Source organism: Streptomyces sp. NPDC096323 (assembly GCF_040302845.1).
Taxonomy (GTDB): Bacteria; Actinomycetota; Actinomycetes; order Streptomycetales; family Streptomycetaceae; genus Streptomyces.
In genome coordinates this window covers 446,548-469,056 of sequence record NZ_JBEOSI010000007.1, presented here as the reverse complement: position 1 = coordinate 469,056, position 22,509 = coordinate 446,548, and the positions used below count along the sequence as shown (strand labels likewise).

At 72.6% G+C, this 22,509-nt stretch carries 17 protein-coding genes; 7 read left to right on the top strand and 10 right to left on the bottom strand.

Annotated elements, in window-relative coordinates:
- Nucleotides 1–14: 14 nt before the first annotated feature.
- The 4 genes from ABTX18_RS22220 to ABTX18_RS22205 form a co-directional block, all read right to left on the bottom strand.
- Nucleotides 15–1,151 (bottom strand): SIS domain-containing protein, encoded by a 1,137-nt coding sequence (locus tag ABTX18_RS22220; protein ID WP_352124436.1) that lies wholly within the window; start codon nucleotides 1,149–1,151, stop codon nucleotides 15–17.
- A 102-nt stretch (nucleotides 1,152–1,253) separates the two neighbouring features.
- The gene (locus tag ABTX18_RS22215) at nucleotides 1,254–1,436 is read right to left on the bottom strand and encodes a Trm112 family protein (protein ID WP_352124435.1); all 183 of its coding nucleotides are present in this window, start codon (nucleotides 1,434–1,436) and stop codon (nucleotides 1,254–1,256) included.
- A gap of 320 nt (nucleotides 1,437–1,756) precedes the next feature.
- Nucleotides 1,757–3,130, bottom strand: coding sequence for a phosphomannomutase/phosphoglucomutase (locus ABTX18_RS22210; protein WP_352124434.1), 1,374 nt, complete (start codon nucleotides 3,128–3,130; stop codon nucleotides 1,757–1,759).
- Between the two features lie 58 nt (nucleotides 3,131–3,188).
- The gene (locus tag ABTX18_RS22205; protein ID WP_352124433.1) at nucleotides 3,189–3,569 is read right to left on the bottom strand and encodes a DUF3499 domain-containing protein; all 381 of its coding nucleotides are present in this window, start codon (nucleotides 3,567–3,569) and stop codon (nucleotides 3,189–3,191) included.
- Between the two features lie 335 nt (nucleotides 3,570–3,904).
- On the opposite strand from ABTX18_RS22205, the gene ABTX18_RS22200 reads away from it, so the two are divergent.
- The gene (locus tag ABTX18_RS22200; RefSeq protein ID WP_352124432.1) at nucleotides 3,905–4,336 is read left to right on the top strand and encodes a metallopeptidase family protein; all 432 of its coding nucleotides are present in this window, start codon (nucleotides 3,905–3,907) and stop codon (nucleotides 4,334–4,336) included.
- 46 nt (nucleotides 4,337–4,382) lie between these two features.
- Here the strand turns inward: ABTX18_RS22200 and ABTX18_RS22195 are convergent, their stop codons facing one another.
- The 3 genes from ABTX18_RS22195 to ABTX18_RS22185 all read right to left on the bottom strand — a co-directional run bounded on the left by ABTX18_RS22195 (nucleotide 4,383) and on the right by ABTX18_RS22185 (nucleotide 10,418).
- The gene (locus tag ABTX18_RS22195) at nucleotides 4,383–5,897 is read right to left on the bottom strand and encodes a DUF5719 family protein (RefSeq protein ID WP_352124431.1); all 1,515 of its coding nucleotides are present in this window, start codon (nucleotides 5,895–5,897) and stop codon (nucleotides 4,383–4,385) included.
- Nucleotides 5,894–9,796: a glycosyltransferase gene (locus ABTX18_RS22190; RefSeq protein WP_352124430.1), complete on the bottom strand. Its 3,903-nt coding sequence runs from the start codon at nucleotides 9,794–9,796 to the stop codon at nucleotides 5,894–5,896. Before ABTX18_RS22190 ends, ABTX18_RS22195 begins: the two co-directional genes overlap by 4 nt.
- A 358-nt stretch (nucleotides 9,797–10,154) precedes the next feature.
- On the bottom strand, nucleotides 10,155–10,418 hold the full coding sequence (locus ABTX18_RS22185; protein ID WP_018103995.1) for a WhiB family transcriptional regulator: 264 nt from the start codon (nucleotides 10,416–10,418) through the stop codon (nucleotides 10,155–10,157).
- Between the two features lie 693 nt (nucleotides 10,419–11,111).
- Between ABTX18_RS22185 and ABTX18_RS22180 the strand changes: the two genes are divergently transcribed.
- From ABTX18_RS22180 to ABTX18_RS22170, 3 genes are read left to right on the top strand one after another with little or no spacing between them, the layout of a single operon-like run.
- The gene (locus ABTX18_RS22180; RefSeq protein WP_352124429.1) at nucleotides 11,112–11,603 is read left to right on the top strand and encodes a cysteine dioxygenase; all 492 of its coding nucleotides are present in this window, start codon (nucleotides 11,112–11,114) and stop codon (nucleotides 11,601–11,603) included.
- A 44-nt stretch (nucleotides 11,604–11,647) separates the two neighbouring features.
- Nucleotides 11,648–12,604 carry a 2-phospho-L-lactate transferase gene (gene cofD / locus ABTX18_RS22175; RefSeq protein ID WP_352124428.1) on the top strand — a complete coding sequence of 319 codons (957 nt, stop codon included), beginning with the start codon at nucleotides 11,648–11,650 and terminating at the stop codon, nucleotides 12,602–12,604.
- A complete protein-coding gene (locus ABTX18_RS22170) occupies nucleotides 12,601–13,917 on the top strand; it encodes a coenzyme F420-0:L-glutamate ligase (protein WP_352124427.1) in 1,317 nt (438 codons plus the stop codon). The genes cofD and ABTX18_RS22170 overlap by 4 nt, the downstream gene beginning before the upstream one ends.
- Nucleotides 13,918–14,163: 246 nt before the next feature.
- Here ABTX18_RS22170 and ABTX18_RS22165 read toward each other — a convergent pair whose 3' ends face one another.
- The 3 genes from ABTX18_RS22165 to ABTX18_RS22155 all read right to left on the bottom strand — a co-directional run bounded on the left by ABTX18_RS22165 (nucleotide 14,164) and on the right by ABTX18_RS22155 (nucleotide 17,876).
- On the bottom strand, nucleotides 14,164–15,147 hold the full coding sequence (locus ABTX18_RS22165; RefSeq protein ID WP_352124426.1) for a DNA-3-methyladenine glycosylase family protein: 984 nt from the start codon (nucleotides 15,145–15,147) through the stop codon (nucleotides 14,164–14,166).
- Nucleotides 15,148–15,236: 89 nt separating this feature from the next.
- A complete protein-coding gene (gene manB / locus ABTX18_RS22160) occupies nucleotides 15,237–16,328 on the bottom strand; it encodes a mannose-1-phosphate guanylyltransferase (protein WP_352124425.1) in 1,092 nt (363 codons plus the stop codon).
- Between the two features lie 144 nt (nucleotides 16,329–16,472).
- A complete protein-coding gene (locus ABTX18_RS22155; RefSeq protein ID WP_352124424.1) occupies nucleotides 16,473–17,876 on the bottom strand; it encodes a peptidoglycan recognition protein family protein in 1,404 nt (467 codons plus the stop codon).
- A 138-nt stretch (nucleotides 17,877–18,014) separates the two neighbouring features.
- Between ABTX18_RS22155 and ABTX18_RS22150 the strand changes: the two genes are divergently transcribed.
- From ABTX18_RS22150 to ABTX18_RS22140, 3 genes are all read left to right on the top strand, one after another.
- Nucleotides 18,015–18,764 carry a TIGR03089 family protein gene (locus ABTX18_RS22150; protein ID WP_352124423.1) on the top strand — a complete coding sequence of 250 codons (750 nt, stop codon included), beginning with the start codon at nucleotides 18,015–18,017 and terminating at the stop codon, nucleotides 18,762–18,764.
- Nucleotides 18,765–18,984: 220 nt separating this feature from the next.
- Nucleotides 18,985–20,328 carry an LCP family protein gene (locus tag ABTX18_RS22145; protein WP_503061186.1) on the top strand — a complete coding sequence of 448 codons (1,344 nt, stop codon included), beginning with the start codon at nucleotides 18,985–18,987 and terminating at the stop codon, nucleotides 20,326–20,328.
- Nucleotides 20,329–20,550: 222 nt separating this feature from the next.
- The gene (locus tag ABTX18_RS22140; RefSeq protein ID WP_352124421.1) at nucleotides 20,551–22,314 is read left to right on the top strand and encodes an LCP family protein; all 1,764 of its coding nucleotides are present in this window, start codon (nucleotides 20,551–20,553) and stop codon (nucleotides 22,312–22,314) included.
- The last annotated feature ends 195 nt before the right edge of the window (nucleotides 22,315–22,509 follow it).

Here is a 22,509-nt window from a genome sequence, read left to right as displayed (position 1 = left end):
TGGTCTTGCCTGGTTCAGGCGCGGGCTGCCGAGGCGAGAGCCAGGTAGACGGCCGCGAAGTCGGTGACCGCGAGGAGTTCGGCGAGGGCTTCGAGCATGCTGCCCTCCTCCGGTTCCAGTTCGCTGATCGCCGTGTCGTGGCCCAGGGCGAGCTCACGCGCCGCGGGCGCTGCGCTCAGTCCGCCGGTGGGCCGGTCGCGGAGAAGGACCACCCGGGCGTGGAGGGGTTCCGACTCCTCGACCCGGTCGCGGAAGAAGTCGTCGGGGTCGGCCCCGGCGGCGAAGGCCCCGGCCAGCAGGCCCCCATGGGCGGGAAGCGCCTCGGGAAGTTCGGCAGCGAGGGCCGGACGGCCGGAGAGTTCGGCGAGGACCGCGGCGAACCTGCGCCCGACCGGACCGGCGGCGTCGCCCTCCGTCCAGATGAGGGGCAGGCTGTCCGCGAGTTCGGCGGCCAGCGTCTTGGCCGGGTTGCTGTACGTGGCGATCGCCGGTCCGCAGCGTTCCGCCGTACGGTCCAGGCGGTCGGCGACGCCCTGCAGCGCCTCGGCGGGCGCGGTGACCAGGCCGACGCGGTCGAGTAGCGCGAGCAGCGGGGTGAACAAGGCCCACAGGGTGCCGGGGCCGGCCGCGGAGGTCTCGGCGTCGTACTCGCCGTGCGGGGCGGAGGCCATCGGTACGACGAGGCCGTGCACGCCGTCGACCGCCTCGCGCAGCGGTGACTGCCGGGGCGCCACGGCCACGACGGTGCAGCCGCGGCGGTACGCCTGCTCGGCGAGGAGGGCGAGACCCGGTTCGGACCCGTCCGCCGTGACGACGAGGAGCAGGTCGACGGAGCCGGCCCAGCCGGGCAGCGTCCATCGCATCGCACCTGCGGCGGGGGCGACGCCGGTCGGGTGGATACGCGTGACCGGGGCGGAGGCCCCGGCCAGGGCCGCGATCAGGTCGGCGACGCCGGACGCGGCGGTACCGGAGCCCGCGACCAGGACCGCGCGCGGGCGGCCCTCCGGGTTCAGCTCGGTGATCCCGGCCTCCGTCGCGTGGCGGGCGGCGGTACGCACGCGCGCCCCGGCCTCGGCGGCGCCGCGGAGCAGACCGCGGCGGTCGGCTCGGGCCAGGGCATCCGGGGCGTCGAGCAACGACTCGTCGAGCATGGGGACGGTCCTCCGATCACGTGCCGATCACCGTGCGGGCAGGGGCCCGTTGCGCCCGTGCGGGCGGGGGCCCTGTGGTGCCCTGTGCGGGCAGGGGCCCGGTCAGGCTGGGCGGCGGGCCTCGTCGACGAGGAGCACGGGGATGCCGTCCCGCACGGGGTACGCCAGGCCGCAGTCCTTGCCGGTGCAGACCAGTTCCGGGCTGTCGGCCGCGGTCCGGTCGTCGAGGGGGGAGTGGCAGGCCGGGCAGGCCAGGATCTCCAGGAGGCCGGCTTCGAGCGGCATGGGTGGGGTCCCTTCGGGCGGGCGGGCGGGTACGCGTGCGTGTCCGGGCTTGCGGTCGAGCTGTTCGTACCCTCGCGGATCGGGCGAGGTCAGCCTACCGCTGGGGTGGCGGGGGCGCGGCCCGGCCGGGTGCGGTGCGGTGCGGGGGCGGGGGTGCGGTGCGGGGGCGGGCCTTTCCCCTACCGGCCCCTTCCCGTAACCGGGGCTCCGCCCCGGACCCCGCTCCTCAATCACCGGAGGGGCTGGGGAGTATGCGGAGCAGCGCCACAAGTACGCGAAGCAGCCCCGCAAGCGCTGCCCCGCCGTCCCAATCCGCCGGCTCAGGCCCCCGCTGTGCGGATCAACGCCAGGACCTCGTCGCGTACCGCCCTCATCGTCTCCTCGTCGCCCGCCTCGACGTTCAGGCGCAGCAGCGGTTCCGTGTTCGAGGGGCGGAGGTTGAACCACCAGTCGGGGGAGGTGACCGTGAGGCCGTCCAGATCGTCGGTGGTCACGTTCTCGCGGTCGGCGAACGCTGCCGTCACCTCGGCGGTGCGGGCCTGCTGGTCGTCGACCGTGGAGTTGATCTCGCCCGAGTCCGTGTAGCGGTCGTACTGGGCCACCAGGGCCGAGAGCGGCTCGTCCTGGCCGCCGAGGGCGGCCAGGACGTGGAGGGCGGCGAGCATGCCCGTATCGGCGTTCCAGAAGTCGCGGAAGTAGTAGTGCGCGGAGTGCTCGCCGCCGAAGATCGCACCGTGTGCGGCCATCTCCGCCTTGATGAAGGAGTGGCCGACGCGGGTGCGGACCGGGGTGCCGCCGTGTTCGCGTACGACCTCCGGGACCGAGAGGGACGAGATCAGGTTGTGGATGACCGTGCCCCGGCCGCCGTTGCGGTCCAGTTCGCGGGCCGCGACCAGGGCGGTGATCGCCGAAGGGGAGACGCCCGCGCCCCGCTCGTCCACGACGAAGCAGCGGTCCGCGTCCCCGTCGAAGGCCAGGCCGAGATCGGCACCTTCGGCCACCACCCGGGCCTGGAGGTCGACGATGTTCGCCGGGTCGAGGGGATTGGCCTCGTGGTTCGGGAACGTGCCGTCCAGTTCGAAGTACATCGGGACGAGTTCCAGCCGCAGGCCCGCGAAGACTGTGGGGACCGTGTGGCCGCCCATGCCGTTGCCCGCGTCCACGACCACCTTCAGGGGGCGGATCTCGGACAGGTCGACGAGGGACAGCAGGTGGGCCGCGTAGTCGGTGAGCGTGTCGCGGGTGGTGACCTTGCCGGGGGCGGCAGCCGGCTGCGGTACGCCGGTGTCCGACCACTTCTCGACCAGGGTGCGGATCTCGGCGAGGCCGGTGTCCTGGCCGACCGGGGCGGCGCCGGCCCGGCACATCTTGATGCCGTTGTACCGCGCCGGGTTGTGCGACGCCGTGAACATCGCTCCCGGCAGATCCAGGGACCCCGACGCGTAGTACAGCTGGTCCGTCGAACAGAGACCGATCATGGTGACGTCGGCCCCGCGGGCCGCCGCGCCCCGGGCGAAAGCCTGTGACAGGGCGGGGGACGTGGGGCGCATGTCGTGGCCGACGACGATCGCGTCCGCGGACGTCACCTCGACGAACGCCGCCCCGAACTGCTCGGCCAACGCCTCGTCCCACTGGTCGGGGACGACTCCGCGCACGTCGTACGCCTTCACGAGCTGCGACAGATCTGCGGTCACGGGCCGGTCCTCCTGAGGTCTCTTCGGACCGCCAAACTACCCGGCGGGCGGGGGCCTCTCAGGAGTCGGGGGAGCGCAGCACCCGGAGGTGGCCTCTGCGGGCGACCTCCATCGGGTCGGCGGTGCGGGGGCCGCCTCCTCCCCTGGCGCCGTCCCCGCGGTCCTGCGGACGCGCGGCTTCCCGTACGGCGTTGGCCAGCGCTTCGAGGTCGTCACCGCTGGGGCGCGTGGGCGCGGAGGGGTCGGAGAGCCGGACGACCTCCCAGCCACGGGGCGCCGTCAGGCGCTCGCTGTGCTCGGCACAGAGGTCGTAGCAGTGGGGTTCGGCGTAGGTGGCGAGCGGGCCGAGGACCGCGGTCGAGTCGGCATAGACGTACGTCAGTGTCGCGACGGCAGGGCGGCCGCAAGCGGTGCGCGAACAGCGACGTACAGGGCTCACGATGTTGGACGGTACCGCACTCTTGAGCGGGCTGCGACGACTCTCCCCCGGCTCACCCCACCGTGTCGCCCTGTGACCTCGGGCACAGGGCCTTGCCGGGCAACTCCCCTGACCTGCGGAGGGAGAGAGGGCCACCGGGCAAGACGGCGATGATTCCGGTTACCACTCGGCGCAAAACCTGTCATACGGCAGGACTCCGGCGATCGTGAGCAGGGTCTGAAACGGGTCACCCCATGGCCGGATCGGTCAGGAATGGACAGGTCTGATGACAGGTCAGCCGGCGGGCCGGTCGGTCTCCGCCCGCTCGCCCGGCGGAGCGTTACGCTGCGTCAGTGATGGACAGTCCCGTACCACCGCCCCACCCGTCCGAGCCCCGAGCGAGGCGCCGAGACCGGCACGGCCGCGGCATGCGCGGTCCGGTCGCACCTCCGCAGGTGCCGCTCTCCGCCAGCAGGGCGGACAGTTTCCGCGATCTGGTGCAGGACTCGGTCGAACGGCTGGAACGGCGCTGGCCGCAGCTGGCCGAGGTCGACTTCGTGGTCCTCGACGTGCCGGGAACGGCGGAGGAGACCGTGCCGCTGGGCAGCGCGGTGTCCGCGGAGAAGGAACGGCCCGCACAGATCGTCATCTACCGGCGCCCCGTCGAGATCCGCACCAAGAACCGTGACGAGCGCGCGCTGCTCGTGCACGAGGTCGTGGTCGAGCAGGTCGCGGAGCTGCTCGGGCTCTCGCCCGAGTCGGTCGATCCCCGGTACGGGCAGGAGTAGACCGCCGAACCGTGGGGCGGGGCCGGTCCCGGCCCCGCCCCCGGCGTCAGTCGTCCAGCACCGACAGGTCCTGTTCGGCGGCCGGTACCTCGACCGTGCCGCGGTCGTCCGGCAGCGTCTGCACCGTGAACATCGGGATGCCGTCCATCGGGACCATCAGCGTGCGGGCCGCGTGGACCGGGCCGCCCGACCGCGTCCGGACGGTCAGCGCGTACGTGCCCTTGAGCCCGGCCGGTACGGGCGGGATGACGGCGACGGTCGCGCCGGCGGCGACCTGGTACGTCTTGCTGACCGGGGTGCCGCCCCTGCTGCCCGCGGATGCCGTGACCTCGACCGTGCCGGCGGCGCCGGGGGCGGTGAGCGAGAGGACCGAACCCTTCGCCCGGTTGTCGGCGACGGTCGCCCGCGCGCCCACCGGGCCGGTCGCCGGGATGTAGCCGACCTCCCGCTTGTCGCCCTTGCCGCGGACCACGCGCAGTGCGGCCACCACCGGGGTGGCCTTGCCGTCGGAGGGGGTCAGGAGCAGGGAGCCCGGCTCGCCCCTGGTCAGGTCCTTCAGGTCGACGCCCGCGGTCATCCGCGACTTGACGTGGAGGTCCTCGTGGCCCGCCGGTGAGATGGCGCCCGTCTTGCCGAGCAGCTTCACCGTAAGGTCGGCGTCGTCGTCGCCGGGGGCGAAGGCCACCAGCCGCACCGAGGTCGCGTCGGCCGGGATGCCGGGCAGGACGAGGGTGCTCGCCGGTTCGGCGGAGGCGGAGAGCCAGTCGCTCCCGCTCTCGTCGTCCGCGGCCCTGACGACCGCCCCGACGCGTCCGGTCCTGGTGGTGACGTGGACGGTCACATCGTCCACGGCCTTGCTGGTCAGCGTCGAGATGAGGACGCGGACACCGGACCGGGCGGGCACCGTGATGCCTTCGCCGACGTCCGACTTGAGCGTGCCGTCGGGACCGTACAGCTCGATGTCGGCGACGGCCGCGGTGTCGTCCGGGTTGGTGAGGTGGACGTAGTCCTCGCGGGACTTCGCCGTGCTCGCGGCCGGGAACCAGAAACCGGTGTCGGGTGCCGTGCAGCTGACCCCGAGCAGCCCCCGGCCGTCGCCCGCCTCGACGGTGGTGGTCTGCTGGGCGGTCCAGCCGGGGGCCAGCAGGCCGGTGGCGGTGCCGATGAGGGCGGGGGCGTCCGCGCCGGACGCCTCGGCGGTGGCCGGCTTGCCGGGCGCCTTGAGGAGGACGACCGGCTTGTCCGGGTCCGCCTTCTTGGTCTTCTTGTCCTTGCTCTTCCCGGCGGCCCCGGCGGCCGTCGACGAAAGGAGTTCCGCCGTGCCGGCCGGTCCCGGGGCGTCGCCGCTCTTGGCGGCCGGGGTGAAGGAGGTGTACTCCGTCTCCGCGAGGTCGGACAGGCCGGGGGCCGGGCAGAGCAGGCTGGAGCGTTCGACGGGGAGCCGGGCGGCCGGCTTCGCCGTCGTCGTGGCTGTGCCGTCCGGCACGTTGACCGCGGCGAAGCCGGTGACGGCGGCGAGGGCGACGGCCCCGGCGATGAGGGACAGGCTGGTGGACTTCACTCGGACTCGTCTCGCGATGCGTTACGGGCCGGCCACGGGTTCTGACCCGGGGCAGGGTTCCCGTCGGGGTTCTCGTCGGGGTTCTGCGGGTCGTACGCGCCCTGCTCGCCGTACGCGCCCTGGGTGCCGTACTGATCCGTGCCGTACTGGGCGGCGTCGTACTGACCGGGGGCGTACGGAGCGTTGCCGTACTGGCCGCCCGGCTCGTACGGGCCGTTGGCGTCGTACTGGCCGCTGTCGTCCTGCGGGGCGTTGCCGTACGAGGTCTGGGCGTACGGGTCGTACTCGCCCTGCTGCTGCGGATAGCCGTACGGGTCGTAGCCGGCGGCGCCGTCGGGCTGCTGCTGCTGCGGCACGGCACCGTACTGGCCGTCCTGGTAGGCGCCCTCCTGGTACTGCTGCGGGTAGTCGGCGCCCTGGTACTGCTGGGCGTCCCACTCGCCGTACTGCTGCTGCGGCACCTGCGCGTACTGGCCGGTGTCGCCGTCGGCCTGCTGGGGGACGAAGACACCCTGGCCGTCGTCGGCGTCGAGCGGCTCGGAGCCGTCGGTCCGGCCGGTCTGCTGGGCGGGTTCCGCGGCGTCCGCGAGCTCGCCGGCGGCGAAGCTCTCGCCGTCATCGCCCTCGCCCTCCGCCAGCGCGGCCGCACGCAGCCTGCGGGCCCGGCGCCCCTCTCCGGCGACCGGTTCGGCGGGGACCGCCACGTCCTCCTCGGGCAGGTCGTCGTCGATCTCGCGGCGTCGGCCCGGCAGGGCCAGCACCAGCAGGACCACGATGAGCGCGACCTGGATCCAGATCCACACGGAGTGGGTGAAGGGCGTCTCGTACGTGACGTCCAGCTTGCCGCCCCCGGTGGGGAGCTCGAAGCCCTGCGCCCAGCCGTCGACCGTCTTGGGGGTCAGCGCCCGGCCGTCGAGCGTGGCCTGCCAGCCGGGGTCGGCGGCCTCGGCGACGCGCAGCACGCGGCCCGCCCCGCCCGGCTCGATCGTGGTGTGCGCCTCGACGGGACCGGAGCCCACCGGGAGCTGTTCGCCTGCGGCGGCCGACGGGACGATCATGATGCGGGCGACCTGGCGGTCCACCCGCCAGAGCGCGCTGCCGTCCAGCTGGCTGAGGCGGCTGAGGCCGGGGGTCGCGTCGAGGACCCGGCTCATCTGCTTCGGCGCCCCGTCCCGGACGAGGACGTAACGGATCGCGAAGCCGCGGAGCTGGCTGCCCTGGTCGGCGCCGGAGCCCGCCACCAGGTTGGCGACGACCTTGTCGAGGTGGCTGTTGCCCGGGCCGGCCGCGGCCAGTTCGGCATCGCCCAGCCGCGCGCCGGAGCCGCGGACCAGGGTGTACGCGACGGAGGCCGGCGAGGTGCCTCCGAGGACGAGGGTGCGCGGCTGGTCCCGGGTGCCGCTCTCCTCCGCGACGAACGCGGGCACCTGCACCGGGTCGCGGCGCTCCAGGGGGCCCGCCGCGCCGCCGATCATCCAGCCGGCGGCGGCGAGCACGGGGGTCACCCCGGCGGCCAGCGCGATCAGGACGGCGACCGGCTGGCGCCAGCCGAAGCTGAGCTCGGCGACGCGGATCCGGGCGCCGTCCGCGCCGACGAGCGCGGCCGCGATGAGCGCGGCGCCGTAGACGAGGGTGGCGGGCCCCGCCCAGCCGGACCCGTTGGCGAGCCCGGCGAAGGCCAGGGCCACCAGCGCGACGGCCCAGGCGGTCCGGGCGGCGAACTGCCGCTCCCCGCGCAGCAGCGCGGCCAGCGCCGCGAGCACGATGCCGAGGAGCAGGACGCCGCCGGCCGCCTTGGGCCCGCCGGGGCTGATCCCGAGCAGGTCCAGTGCGGAGGCCGAGCCCGAGCCGGTCTCCATTCCCGCTTCCCGCAGGAACGACGAGGGGCTCGTCAGGAGCGACAGCGACCAGGGGGCGAGGACCAGCAGCGGGGTGCCGACGACGGCGAGGAAACGCAGGCCGTAGGCCGTGATGTCGTTGCGGCGCAGCGCCAGCACACCGATGCCGAGCACCGCGGCGAGCGGCCAGACGATGGGTGTGAAGGCCATCGCGAGGGTGAGCAGCAGGGTGTACGCCCAGGTGGCGCGCCAGCTGCCGCGGCTGTCACCGCTCCCCCGCATGCCGTGCGCGGCCGCGGCCGCGCGGGCGATGAGCGGGAGCAGGACGGCGAGGACGGCGGTGCCGAGGCGGCCGGTCGCCAGCGCGCCGGTCGCCGCGGGCAGGAAGGCGTACGCGACGCTGGCCCAGGCCCGCAGCAGCCGCGAGGGAAGCAGCGGGCGGGAGACGAAGTACGCGGTGAGTCCGGCGAGCGGGACCGAGCAGACCAGCAGCAGGGTGAGCGCGAAGCCGGTGGAGCCGAGGAACAGCGCGGACAGGGCCGAGATCACGGCCAGGTAGGGCGGTGCGGTCTGGGTGCCGCCGGTGCCGACGGTGTGCCAGCCGTCCGCGTAGCGGCCCCACAGCTCGGAGACGTCGCCGGGCGCGGGCAGCAGGACGCCGCCGGCCAGGGCGCCGCCGCCGAGGAGGCTGCGGCAGGCGACGAGGGAGACGAGTAGCAGGAGGGCGAAGAGCACCGGGCCGGGCTTGCGCCCGACACGCTTGAGCCGGGCGAACTGGTCGATCTCCAGGAAGTCGGCGTCGTCGCCGCCCGGGCCGGACTCGACGGCGCCGTGGCGCGAGCCGCCGGATTCGGCCTCCGCGCTGCCGCCGAAGTTCCCGGCGACCTGTTCGACGGTGGCGCGGACGGTGGCGCCGGGTGCGGGGAAGAGCCCGCGCAGCTCAGCGGGGTCGATGACGCCCTTGCCGCGGCTCTTCCGGGCTCCGAGGATCCGGCCGGGGCGCAGCAGGGTGCCGAGGAGGCCGGTGACCTCGTCGACGGCCTGGCCGGGCACCTTGCCGACGAGGTAGGCGAGCGTACGCAGCAGGGTTCCGAGCACGAGCCGCAGCAGCACCCAGGGCAGCCGTTTGCCGGGGGCGTTGACCAGCATGGTGTAGACGGCGCCGGCCTTGTCGACGCGGTGCGGGCTGGAGACCGAGCGGCCGGCGCAGTCGATGGGGCGGCGTTCGCGGGCGGACGCCTCGGCGTGCCGCAGGACGGCGTCGGGGGCGACCAGCACCCGGTGTCCCGCCATGTGGGCGCGCCAGCACAGGTCGACGTCGTCGCGCATCAGGGGCAGCCTGCGGTCGAACCCGCCGAGCTCCTCCCAGACGTCCCGGCGGATCAGCATGCCGGCGGTCGATACGGACAGCACGGTACGGATCTGGTCGTGCTGGCCCTGGTCCTGCTCGCGCCGGTCGAGGCCGGTCCAGCGGCGTCCGCTGTTGGCGATCGAGACGCCGACTTCGAGGAGCTGCCGGCGGTCGTACCAGCCGCGGAGCTTGGGTCCGACGATCGCGGCGTGCCGGTCGTTGTCGACGACGCGCAGCATCTCGGCGAGGGCGTCGGGCTCGGGGGCGCAGTCGTCGTGGAGCAGCCAGAGCCACTGCACGGGTTCGCCGTGCGGCAGGTCCGGCAGGTCGTAGGTGTCGTCGCGCCAGGACCGGGTGACGGGGTCCCAGCCGCTGGGGCGCTTCAGGTACGGCAGGTCGTCCGGGGTGAGGACGCCGGCGGTGCGGGTCGCCTCGTCGACGGCGGTGCCGAAGCTCGTACGCCGCGCGAGGTGCAGGACGCGGTCGGGGCCGAGCGCCTCGGTGACCAGTCGCGCGGAGTCGTCGGCGCTGCCGGTGTCGGCGGCGACGACGTTCTGTACGGGGCGTTCCTGCCCGAGCAGTCCGGCGAGCGCGTCGGGCAGCCAGCGTGCGCCGTCGTGGGAGACGAGCACGGCGGTGACGACATGCCGGGGGAACTCTGGGGCGGCGGCGGCCGCGTACGGCGCCGTTGCTTGGCTGTGCACGGACATCGAGGTACGGGCCCTCCGGCCGGGTCCGGGGGACGTCCCCCGGGGGCTGCATCGGTGTACACGCGCGCGCTGTCGGGTCGTTGGCGCGTCTCGGACGGGGCCCCACACTAACGGTACGGATAACCGGGTGGCGCGGAGCGGTTGAACGAGGGCGGCGGCACAGCGGTGGAGAGCGGGCGGGGGCCCGGTGGCGGAAGGCCTCAGGAGGGTGTCCGGGGACGGCGATGGCCCGCCGCCTGCGGGCAGGGTGCAGGCGGCGGGCCATGGCCGGCGGCCGGGCCCGGAAGGGGCCGGGGCGTTCTCGGGAGCGGCCGGCGTTCCCTGAAGGCGCCCGGCCAGGCGCCCGGAAGCAGCCGGGTCAGACCGCGGCCTTCTTGAGGCGTCGTCGCTCGCGCTCGGAGAGCCCGCCCCAGATACCGAAGCGCTCGTCCTTGGAAAGGGCGTACTCAAGGCATTCGGACCGGACTTCACAGGCGAGACAGACCTTCTTGGCCTCGCGGGTGGAACCGCCCTTCTCGGGGAAGAAGGACTCGGGATCGGTCTGGGCGCACAGTGCGCGCTCCTGCCAGCCGAGTTCCTCGTCCGCGTCCTCGACCAGCAGTTGCTGGAACAGCTCGGTCATGTGCGCCCCTCGTCTGTCTCTTGCGTCTCGTGATGCGGCCGTTATCGAATCGACCGAACGACACGAGTGAAATTACAAGTGTGTAGCTTCAGGCCAGTCAAGCTCAGATCTGCTATTGGGCCCGGTATTCACTCTGCGGAACCAAGCGTATGCGTAAAGTGTGCAAATAACCAAAAACCTGACATATGCCACAGGCTTCGCCGCCCTCGCACCCACCACAGGGTGGGACTCCCGGGAGGGCGGACGCGTTGCGATTCGATCACCGAAGCGATCAAGATCACAGTCAGGTCACAGGAGTACTACCGCGTTTGCGGCAGCGGTTGTTGCGCCACCTCTCCGGCACCGGGGTTGCATAAACCTTTCTCCGCATGGAGTAACCGGATGAGGTGAAACATTGCCGCCAAATCGGGCATTGGGTTGACAGTCGGAGGTTCACCGGTTCTCCTTGATGTCATGCCAGTGACCTCAGCGATGCGCGCCACCCACATCCGTGGGTTCCGCAGCGCTGTCCAGGCTCGCTGTTGCTGTTCCAGCTGTCTCAGCTGTTGAAGCCCTCGCGCTCCAGCCCGACACGGCTCATCCCGGACCCCCGGATCCTCCCCACATGGCCTTCGGCCTCTGCGGTCACCTGGTTCCCCGGTCCTGCGACACCCCTGCATCCGCACAGCACCCTGCCGAGGAACCACCGCACCCATGAACAGCGACAGCGACCTCCAGATCGCCGGGGACCTACTCGAGGTCCAGCACCTCCTGCGCCCCGCCCGCGAGCACCCCGCCACGGTGGCCGAATTCGTCGGCCTCGCCCGCACCATCGCCGCCGACCGCTCCCAGTGGGCCCCGCTCGTCCAGTACGACACCACCACCCGCTGGTACCACCGGCTCCGTACCGGACCCGGCTACGAGGTCTGGCTGCTCAGCTGGGTCCCCGGCCAGGGCAGCGGCCTGCACGACCACGGCCTGTCCTGCGGCGTACTCACCGTGCTGGACGGCGAACTGACCGAGCGTACGGACCGCGGGAAGCGGACGCTGGGCTCCGGCGCGCAGCGCGTCTTCGCCCCCGGCTACGTCCACGAGGTGGTCAACGACTCCCTCGAACCGGCCGTCAGCCTCCACGTCTACCACCCCGGCCTGACCGACATGCCGATGCACACCGCGCAGTGCGCCGCGGTACCCGCCGCCGTCTGACGGGCCGCCGCCACCGGGTGGTCTCCGCCTGACAAACTGTCCGCATGCGCATTGTGGTTCTGGCCGGCGGTATCGGTGGTGCTCGTTTTCTGCGTGGCCTCAAGGAGGCCGCGCCCGACGCGGACATCACGGTGATCGGCAACACCGGTGACGACATCCATCTGTTCGGCCTCAAGGTCTGCCCCGACCTCGACACCGTGATGTACACCCTCGGCGGTGGCATCAACGAGGAGCAGGGCTGGGGCCGTACCGACGAGAGTTTCCAGGTCAAGGAGGAACTCGCGGCGTACGGCGTCGGCCCCGAGTGGTTCGGGCTCGGCGACCGTGACTTCGCCACCCACATCGTCCGTACGCAGATGCTCGGCGCGGGCTATCCGCTGAGCGCCGTGACCGAGGCGCTCTGTGCGCGCTGGAAGCCGGGGGTCCGGCTGCTGCCGATGTCCGACGACCGGATCGAGACGCATGTGGCGGTCGACGTCGACGGCGAGAGCAAGGCCATTCACTTCCAGGAGTACTGGGTGAAGCTGCGCGCCTCCGTCCCGGCGCAGGCCATCGTGCCCGTCGGCGCCGACCAGGCAAAGCCGGCTCCTGGCGTCCTGGAGGCGATCGCCGGCGCCGACGTCATCCTCTTCCCGCCGTCGAACCCGGTCGTGTCCGTCGGGACGATCCTCGCGGTGCCCGGCATCCGGGAAGCCATCGCCGAGGCCGGGGTGCCGGTCGTCGGCCTCTCCCCCATCGTCGGCGACGCGCCGGTGCGCGGAATGGCGGACAAGGTCCTCGCCGCGGTGGGCGTCGAGTCGACGGCCGCGGCGGTCGCCCAGCACTACGGTTCCGGGCTGCTCGACGGCTGGCTCGTCGACACCGTGGACGCGGGCGCCGTGGACGCGGTCGAGTCCGCGGGCATCCGCTGCCGCTCCGTCCCGCTGATGATGACCGACGTCGCCGCCACCGCCGAGATGGCGCGGCAGGCGCTGGCCCTGGCCGAGGAGGTACGGGCGTGAGCACCGCCGCCGGTCCGGCTCCCTCCTACCGGGTGTGGGCGCTGCCCGGAATGCCCGAGGTGCGGGCCGGGGACGACCTCGCGAAACTGATCGCCGCCACCGATCCCGGGCTTGCCGACGGTGACGTCCTGCTCGTCACCTCGAAGATCGTCTCCAAGGCGGAGGGCCGGATCGTCGAGGCCGCCGACCGGGAGTCGGCGATCGACGCCGAGACGGTACGGGTGGTGGCGCGGCGCGGCACGCTGCGGATCGTGGAGAACCGGCAGGGCCTGGTCATGGCCGCCGCCGGGGTCGACGCGTCGAACACCCCGGCCGGAACCGTCCTGTTGCTGCCCGAGGACCCGGACGCCTCGGCGCGGGCGATCAGGGAAGGGCTTCGGGACACCCTCGGTGTCGACGTCGGCGTCGTCGTCACGGACACCTTCGGGCGGCCCTGGCGCAACGGGCTGACCGATGTCGCGATCGGCGCGGCGGGGGTGCGGGTGCTGGACGATCTGCGGGGCGGCAGGGACGCGTACGGCAATCCGCTCAGCGCGACCGTGGTCGCCACCGCGGACGAGCTGGCCTCGGCCGGTGACCTGGTCAAGGGCAAGGCGGACGGGCTGCCGGTGGCGGTGGTGCGCGGCCTCGGCCACGTCATGGACCCGGCCGACGCCGCCGGGGCCCGGGCGATGGTGCGGATCGCGGCGGACGACATGTTCCGGCTGGGGACGTCCGAGGCGGTACGGGAAGCGGTGACCCAGCGGCGTACGGTCCGCGAGTTCACCGACGAGCCGGTGGACCCGGGGTCGGTGCGGCGCGCCGTGGCCGCGGCGGTGACGGCACCGGCGCCGCACCACACGACGCCCTGGCGGTTCGTCCTGCTGGAGTCGCGGGAGTCCCGGACCCGGCTGCTGGACGCGATGCGGGACGCGTGGATCGCGGATCTGCGGCGCGACGGCAAGAGCGAGGAGTCGATCGCCCAGCGGGTGCGGCGGGGCGATGTGCTGCGCCGGGCGCCGTATCTGGCGGTGCCGTGCATGGTGATGGACGGCTCCCACACGTACGGGGACGCGCGGCGGGACGGGGCGGAGCGCGAGATGTTCGTGGTCGCGGCGGGGGCCGGGATCCAGAACTTCCTGGTGGCGCTGGCGGGCGAGGGGCTCGGTTCCGCGTGGGTGTCCTCGACGATGTTCTGCCGGGACGTCGTGCGGGAGGTGCTGTCGTTGCCTGCGTCGTGGGATCCGCTGGGGGCGGTGGCGGTGGGGCGCGCGGTGACGGCGCCGGTGCCGCGTGGGGGGCGCGCGGTGGAGGGGTTCGTCGCGGTGCGGTGAGGCGGTGGCCCGGGGGTGGTGCGTGTGCGCGTGCGGCGGGCCTTTTCCCCTACCCGCCCCTTCCCGAAACCGGGGCGCTGCCCCCGGGCCCCGGCGCCTCAGGGTCCGGCGGGGCTGGGTTCGGGGCTCTGCCCCGGACCCCGGTCCTCAATCTCCCCCAGACTTCGTCCGGGGGGACCCCCACGGGCTTGATGTGCCCGGACAGGCCCGCGAGAGAGCGGGGCGGGCTTGGCATGCTCGGGGCGCTTACAGGCGGGCGATGTTGCGTGGTTGCATGCGGGGGGCTCGGCGGGGTGGGAGGTTGTCGGAGAGCATGATCAGGCGGGTGGCGCGGTGGCGTTGGCCCTCGTACGGGGCGAGCAGCGCCAGCATCTCCTCGTCGTCCGCGTTCCGGTTGCCGGCCAACGCGTGGCCGACGATTCCGGGGAGGTGGAGGTCGCCGACCGTCACCGCGTCCGCCGCGCCGGTCGCCCGTTGCAGGGTCTCGGCGGCCGTCCAGGGGCCGATGCCGGGGATCACCTGAAGGCGGGTCATGGCGTCCGTCAGCGCCATGGCGGCGGCCTCCTCCATGCGGCGGGCCACCCGGACCGCGCGCAGGATCGTCGCCGAGCGCTTGCTGTCGACGCCCGCGCGGTGCCACTCCCAGGACGGGATCAGCGACCAGGTGCGGGCGTCCGGCATGACGTAGAGGCCGTACTCCTGCGGGCCGGGCGCCGGTTCCCCGTACGTACGCACCAGCAGCCGCCAGGCGCGGTACGCCTCGTCCGTGGTGACCTTCTGCTCCAGGATCGAGGGGATCAGCGACTCCAGCACCAGACCGGTGCGCAGCAGGCGCAGGCCGGGGCGGCGGTGGTGGGTCACGGCGAGCAGCCGGTGGCGCGGGGTGAAGGCCGACGGGTCGTCCGACGCGCCCAGCAGGTTCGGCAGCTGGTCCAGCAGCCAGGACGCCCCGGGCCCCCAGGCCGCCGCCTCGATCCGGCCCCCGCGGGCGACGACGTGGAGCGTGCCCGGGCCCGCGGGGGTGCGGCTGGCCCGGCGTACGGAGCCGTCGGCGGACATCCGGAACGTGGGGTCGGCGGGGCCGCGGCGCAGCGGGCCGAGGACGAGCCGCAGGTCGAGCGGGCCCTCGGGGGTCCAGTCGCGGGTCAGCGGCGCCGGTACGGGCGTCGCCGCCGCCTGGTGCGGGACGGTCGCGCGCGGGGCACTGCGGGGAGCGAAACGTCCTGCCACGGGTGAGGTCCTCGGTAGTCGGGGGTGCCTGTCGAGGGTACGACTGTTTCCGGCCACCCGGGGAGTCCGCGAGGCGGTGGCCGGTCCGGTCATTCGTCCGAGGAGAACCGGACCGACGCGGCGGGCAGGTGGGCCCCGCACCAGACGCGCACGCCGTCGCGCAGTTCGTTGTCGGCCCCGACCTCGGCCCCGTCGCCGACGACCACGCCCGCCAGCACCGTACGGCTGCCGATTCTGGCACCCGCGCCGACCAGGGAGTCCGTGATCACCGCGCCCGGTTCGACGAAGGCGCCCTCGAGCACGGCGGAGCCGGTGATCCTGGCGCCCGCGCCGATGACGGCGTCGGCGCCGATCACCGTACCGCCGGAGAGTTTGGCGTCGGGGGCGACGGAGGCGGTCGGCAGGACGAGGCTGTCGCCGCACCGGCCGGGGACGGCCGGGGAGGGGGCGCGGCCGAGGACCAGGTCGGCGGAGCCCCGTATGAACGCCTGGGGAGTGCCGAGATCCAGCCAGTACGTCGAGTCGACCATGCCCTGGAGGTGCGCGCCGTCGGCGAGGAGTCCGGGGAAGGTCTCGCGTTCCACGGAAACCGGGCGGCCTGCCGGGATGGTGTCGATGACCGACCTGCGGAAGATGTACGCCCCCGCGTTGATCTGGTCGGTGACGATCTCCTCGGGCGTCTGCGGCTTCTCCAGGAAGGCGGTGACCCGGCCGGTGTCGTCCGTCGGCACGAGGCCGAAGGCGCGCGGGTCCTCGACCCGGGTCAGGTGCAGCGAGACATCGGCTCCGGAGTCGGCGTGCGAGGTGACCAGGGCCCGGATGTCGAGGCCGGTGAGGATGTCGCCGTTGAAGATGAGGACCGGTTCGTCCGGGCCCGAGGTGAGCCGCTGGGCGACGTTGCGGATGGCGCCGCCGGTGCCGAGCGGTTCGCGTTCGGTGACGTACTCGATGTGGAGGCCGAGCGACGAACCGTCACCGAAGTACGGCTCGAAGACCTCCGCCAGGTACGACGTCGCGAGGACGATGTGCTCGACGCCGGCGGCCCGGGCACGCGCGAGCTGGTGCGTGAGGAAGGGGACGCCCGCTGCCGGGACCATGGGTTTCGGGGTGTGCACCGTGAGCGGGCGCAACCGGGTTCCCTTACCGCCGACCAGGAGAATCGCTTCTTTTGCCTCTGTCACAGCACTGTCTCTGCTTCCTGCTGGGGCCGGGCCTGGTGAGCTGATTGGCTGGCCAGTGTATGCAGACCGGTGGAGGGGTCCTCCGGTCAGCAGCCCGCAGCAGGCCTCCGGCGCGTCCGGCGCCGGGTGGCGGCTCCTTTCGCGTCAGCGGCCCTGCAGCCGGGCCGAAGCGGTCCGGGCCGTGCCGAGCTTCTTGTAGAGACGCGCTCCGGGGCATTCGGTTGCGAATCCGTCCCGGTGGCCGGAAATGACGTTGAGTTTGACCTTCTTGCCCTTCTTGTACTTGTTGCTGCCGCCCGAGGTGAGTGTCACCTTGCCCTTGGGGTTGGCGCCGAACAGGCCGAGCTTCCAGGCGGTGAGCTTGGAGACGGCGTTGACGGCGGCCGCCGGCGGGTTCGACGAGGTGAAGGTCCCGAGCACGGCGATGCCCATGGTGTTGGTGTTGAACCCGAGCGTGTGCGCGCCCATGACGGCCTTCGTCACGCCTCCGGCGCGGCCCTCGTAGATGTTTCCGCACTTGTCGACGGCGAAGTTGTAGCCGATGTCGCGCCAGCCGCTGCTCTTGACGTGGTAGCGGTAGATGCCGCGCAGGACCGAGGGCGCCTGGGAGCACGTGTAGTTGTTGCCGGTGGCGCTGTGGTGGATGAAGGCGGCCTTGACGGTCTTGGTGTACGCGAACCCGCTCTCGCGGAGTTTTTCGTCGGCGCCCCAGCCCTTGCGGGTGACGATCCGGGGCCGGGGTCCGATGTACGGCTTGGCGGCGGGTGCGAGGCCGGCGGCCTCCTCGGTCGCGGCCCTGCTCAGGGCGGGGAGCACGGAGGCGCCGAGCGCGGTGGTGGCGAGCGCGGCGGCACGGTCGGCGGCCGCCACGCCGGTGGTGAACATCTCCGCCCTGCCGGTCTCGGACGTCTCGGACGTCTCCGCCTGCTCGGTCCCGGACGTCTGGGCCAGGTCGGTGTCCGGGATCTGCTGCGGGTCCTTGCCGGGGTCGACGAGTTCGAGGCGCAGACCGGCGGGCAGCGGTACGGGGGATTCGGCGGGGCCGGGGGTCTCGGGGCGCACCCGGACCTCGACGCCGTCGGAGTCGCCGACCCAGAGCGGGGCGGTGGAGCCGCGGGTGGCGCCCGCGTCACGCTCGGCGGTCCCGGCGTCGGCGGAGTGCTCGGCGTTGTGGGTCTGAAGGTCCTGCCAGTCGGACCAGCGGTCGGTGCCGGTGGCGCGGGTGCGGACCTGGGCGGTGCCGTGGAGTTCGGTGTCCACGTCGTCCCAGACGACGCCGACCAGGGAGAACGGCTGGACGTCGCGCTCGGGCAGCCCTTGTCCCGCGGGGGCGCCGGTGGCTCGATCGGAGGGGACGGCCGGGGGATTCAGAGGCAGGGACTGCGTCGAACCGGGCACTCCGGCCGGTTCGGACGCCTCGGCGGGAACGGATCCCGCGGTGGCCGGATGGGCGGGGGTGTCGGGGGCGGCGCCCGCGGGCGCGGCGAGCGGCAGCGCGAGAGCTGCCACGCAGGTGACACCGATGGAGGATGCTAGGAAGGCACGCATACATATGATCCTTGGCACAAGCGCACCACTCCGGCATCCGGGACTTTTCGCGGGAATTGACGGCTCGTCTGCCGAACCGGTGTCCCCGGCGCCCGCCGTACCCGGCTCCCGCCGGCACCGCCGCGTACGCTTCCTCGAATGAACGCCAGCGACCGCACCCCTGCCGACCTGCTGCGTTCCGCGCTCGCCGCGGACCCGGCCCGCCCCATGGTCACTTTCTACGACGACGCCACCGGAGAGCGCGTCGAACTGTCGGTGGCCACCTTCGCCAATTGGGTGGCCAAGACGGCCAACCTGCTGCAGGGCGACCTGGCCGCCGAGCCCGGTGACCGGCTCGCGCTGCTGCTGCCCGCGCACTGGCAGTCCGCGGTCTGGCTGCTGGCCTGTGCCTCGGTCGGCGTGGTGGCCGATGTCCAGGGGGATCCCGCTGCCGCCGATCTCGTCGTCTCCGGGCCGGACACCCTGGATGCCGCCCGGGCTTGCCGCGGTGAGCGGATCGCGCTGGCGCTGCGCCCGATGGGCGGCCGGTTCCCCGCGCCTCCGGAGGGCTTCGCGGACTATGCCGTCGAGGTGCCGGGCCAGGGGGACCGGTTCGCCCCGTTCGCGCCCGTCGACCCGGATGCCCCGGCGCTGACGGTGGGCGGCGCCGGGTTCACCGGGGCGGAGCTGGTCGCGCGGGCGCGTGCGGACGGTGACGCTCTGGGCCTGGGCGCCGGGTCGCGACTGCTGTCGGGGCGTACGTACGACACCTGGGACGGTCTCAGCGCCGGGCTCTTCGCGCCGCTCGCCACCGGGGGTTCCGTGGTGCTGTGCCGGCACCTCGGGCAGCTGGGCGAGGAGAAGCTGGCCGAGCGCGTCGAGAGCGAGCGGGTCACGCGGACCGTGTGACGGCCGGCGGGACGGGCGCCCCCGGCACCCCGGTACGACAAGCGGCCGAAGGGCCACCCGTCCGGCCCAGCATGGGCCGAGCCCTACCGGCGTTGCGCCGGCTCCGGGACATGATCTGCGGTACGGACCACTCAGGGCACAACCAAGCGTGAGGTTCAGCCGTCTACTTGTGCGACCGGCGGCCCCAGCGCGCTGCCGAACGTGAAGGATGGACGCAGACGTGACCGAAAGCGCCGGCCCGCCGGCCGATCCCGACGACTCGGCCGGGGGCCAGGACCGGGCACCGGACGGTTCGCCCGGCGCGAAGCCCGGCGAGACCGGCGCCCCGGCGGGGGCTCCGGCGGGGGCCCCGGGTGGTGAGACGCGCAGCGGATCCGGCAGCGGGCCGTCGCACGGAGCGCCGCCGGAGGGCTCCGGCGGCGTCGGCCCCGCCCTCGACATCGTCGTCAGGCGCAGGCGTCACTGGGTGCGCTGGACGGCGCTCGGCGCCTCGTTCGCCGTGCTGATCGCGGCGGGCGCCGGCTGGTGGCTGTACAAGAAGCTGGACGGCAACATCAAAACGGACACCTCCGCGGCCGCCGAACTCAGGGCGTACGAGAAGGAACGTCCCGCCTCCGTCGTCCACGACGCACAGAACATCCTGCTCATCGGCTCCGACAGCCGGGCCGGGGACAACCGCAAGTACGGCCACGACGACGGCGGCAGCCAGCGCTCGGACACCACGATCCTGCTGCACCTGGCCGCGAACCGGAAAAGCGCCACGGCCATGTCCATCCCGCGCGATCTGATGGTGAACATCCCGGAGTGCCACAAGCCGGACAAAACCGTCAGCAAGCCGCAGTTCGCGCAGTTCAACTGGGCGTTCGAGTCCGGCGGGACCGCCTGCACCATCCGCACGGTCGAGAAGATGACCGGCATCCGCGTCGATCACCACATGGTCGTCGACTTCAACGGCTTCAAGAGCATGGTCGACGCGGTGGACGGGGTCGAGATCTGCCTCAAGAAGCCGATCGACGACAGCGCCGCGCACCTCGAACTGCCCGCGGGCCGCCAGAAGCTCAACGGCGAGCAGGCCCTCGGGTACGTAAGGGCCCGCAAGTCCCTCGGTGACGGCAGCGACACCGACCGGATGGACCGCCAGCAGCAGTTCCTGGGCGCGCTGGTGAACAAGGTCCAGAGCAACGGGGTCCTGCTCAATCCCACCCGGCTCTACCCGGTGCTGGACGCGGCCACCAAGGCGCTGACGACCGATCCGGGGCTGGACAGCTTGAAGGACCTGTACGACCTGGTGCGCGGCATGCGCAACGTGCCGACCGACAAAGTGCAGTTCCTGACCGTCCCCCGGCAGCCGTACGCCGCCAACCGCAACCGGGACGAACTGGTGCAACCCGAGGCGGACAAGCTCTTCAGGCAACTGCGTGACGACAAGCCGGTCGCCGTCGTGCCCGCGGACCGGCTGAAGGATGACGACGGAAAAACCGCTGACGCCGCCGACGCCGCCGGCCCGACTCCCACACCCACCTACTCGGGGAACAACGCGGCGACCGACCTGTGCAAGCAGTAAAGCAATGACCAAGCGGACATTGACGTTCGATGTGCAATGGGAAGAATGCCCGGTTGTAAGGGCCGTGCAATATGTCACGCCCGTCGCTGGACGGCGAACGGGACGGATAGTGTGACGCGATCCGGGCTTGCGGCCATCAGGCCGCGCACTTCCGGAGAGAAAGACTGAGCGCCTTATCGGGGGAGGCGCCTCGCGTGGCACCGACGGAGGACTCAAGCGACCGTGGATGCACAAGGCCGTGGGCGGGCGGAAGAAATCGATCCCGCAGACCAATGGGTTCTCAACCCGGACACCGGCGACTACGAACTGCGACTGAACCATTCCGGAGCGGATTCGGGCAGGGCGTCAGGGGTTTCGGCCCCACGGAGTCCCGGGCGCGGAGGTTCCGCCCGTGAAGGCGACGGCGAGCGCCGCGGTACGCCGGGCGAGGGTACGCGCCGCAGTCAGCAGGTGCCGCGACAAGGCCGCCGTTCGGCCTCCGGAACGCGCGGCCAGGAGGCCGCCGCTTCCGCCGAGAACACCACGGGCCGCCGCAAGCGCAAGGCCCCCAAGGCCCGCCGCAAGAAGGCGCTTTTCTGGACGGGCGGCGTGATGGCCTTCCTGCTCGTCGTCGTCGCGGGCGGCGGGTACTGGCTGTACCAGCACTTCAACGGCAACCTGAGCACCGTCGACATCGGCGACCGCGGCAACAAGGACGTCGTCACCGCCAACGCGCCCCTCAACATATTGATCATCGGTACGGACAAGCGCACCGGCAAGGGCAACGAGGGCTACGGCGACAAGGGCAGTGCCGGCCACGCCGACACCAACATCCTGTTCCACGTGTCCGAGGACCGCACCAACGCCACGGCGATGAGCATCCCCCGCGACCTCGTCACCAACATCCCGGACTGCAGGACCAAGCAGGCGGACGGCTCGGAGAAGGCCATCCCGGGCACCCAGAAGGTCCGGTTCAACACCAGCCTCGGCCAGGACGGCCGTGACCCGGGCTGCACGATGGACACGGTGAAGGCGCTCACCGGCCTGACGGTCGACCACTTCATGATGGTCGACTTCAACGCGGTCAAGACCCTGTCCGCGGCGGTCGGCGGCGTCAACATCTGTCTGGCGCACGCGGTCAAGGACAAGGATTCGCACCTCGACCTGCCGGCGGGCCCGCACAAGGTCGAGGGCGAGGAGGCGCTGGCGTTCGTACGGACCCGGCACGCCTACACCAACGGCAGCGACCTCGACCGGATCAAGGGCCAGCAGCAGTTCATCGGCTCGATGATCCGGCAGATGAAGTCGGACGACACACTGACCAGCCCGACGAAGCTGTTCAAGCTGGCGGACTCGGCGACCAAGGCGCTGACGGTCGACAAGGCCATCGGCTCGGTGCCGAAGCTGACCTCGCTCGCCAAGGAACTCACCAAGATCGACACGAAGAACATCACGTTCGTCACGCTGCCGGTCATCGACAACCCGGACGAGCCGAAGCCGATCACGGTGGTCGTGGACCCGGTGAAGGCGCCCCAGCTGCTCTCGATGATGCAGGCGGACACCTCGCTGACCGAGGTCGCGGCGCAGAAGAAGGCCGCCAAGAGCAAGCAGAACGCGCTGCTCAAGGGCACGAAGGCGGCAGCGGCCGATGTGCGCGTCGACGTCTACAACGGCGGCGAGATCGCCGGCGGGGCCCAGCAGACCGTCACCTGGCTGCAGAACGACAAGGGTGTCCTGAAGTCCACGAACAAGGCCAACGCCCCGGCGAAGACCGCCAGGACCACACTCGAGTACGCGCCGAACCAGGCCGACCAGGCCCGGGCCCTCGCCGAGATGATGGGGCTTCCGGCGACGGCGATGAAGCCGGGCACGAAGAACGCCGTGGGCCTGCAGGCGATGGTGCTGACACTGGGGGCCGACTTCAAGGGCGCGGGCACCCCCATCACCGGTCCGGCGAAGATCGACATTCCGAAGGCCAGCGCCGACAAGGAAGTGTGCGCCAAGTGACACCGGGTCACTGCGCGATACCGCGAGTCTGAACAGCAGGGGGGGTCCCGGTGGGACGGAGCAGCATGCCTGGGGAGGGGACACGACCACGGGCTCCGCACGCCCGCCGTGCCCCGGGGAGGGACGGCGATCTCCGCACCGGGGACGGCCCGCCCCCGCGCGCCGCCGGAAGCGAGGGCGGCGACAGCGGGGGCG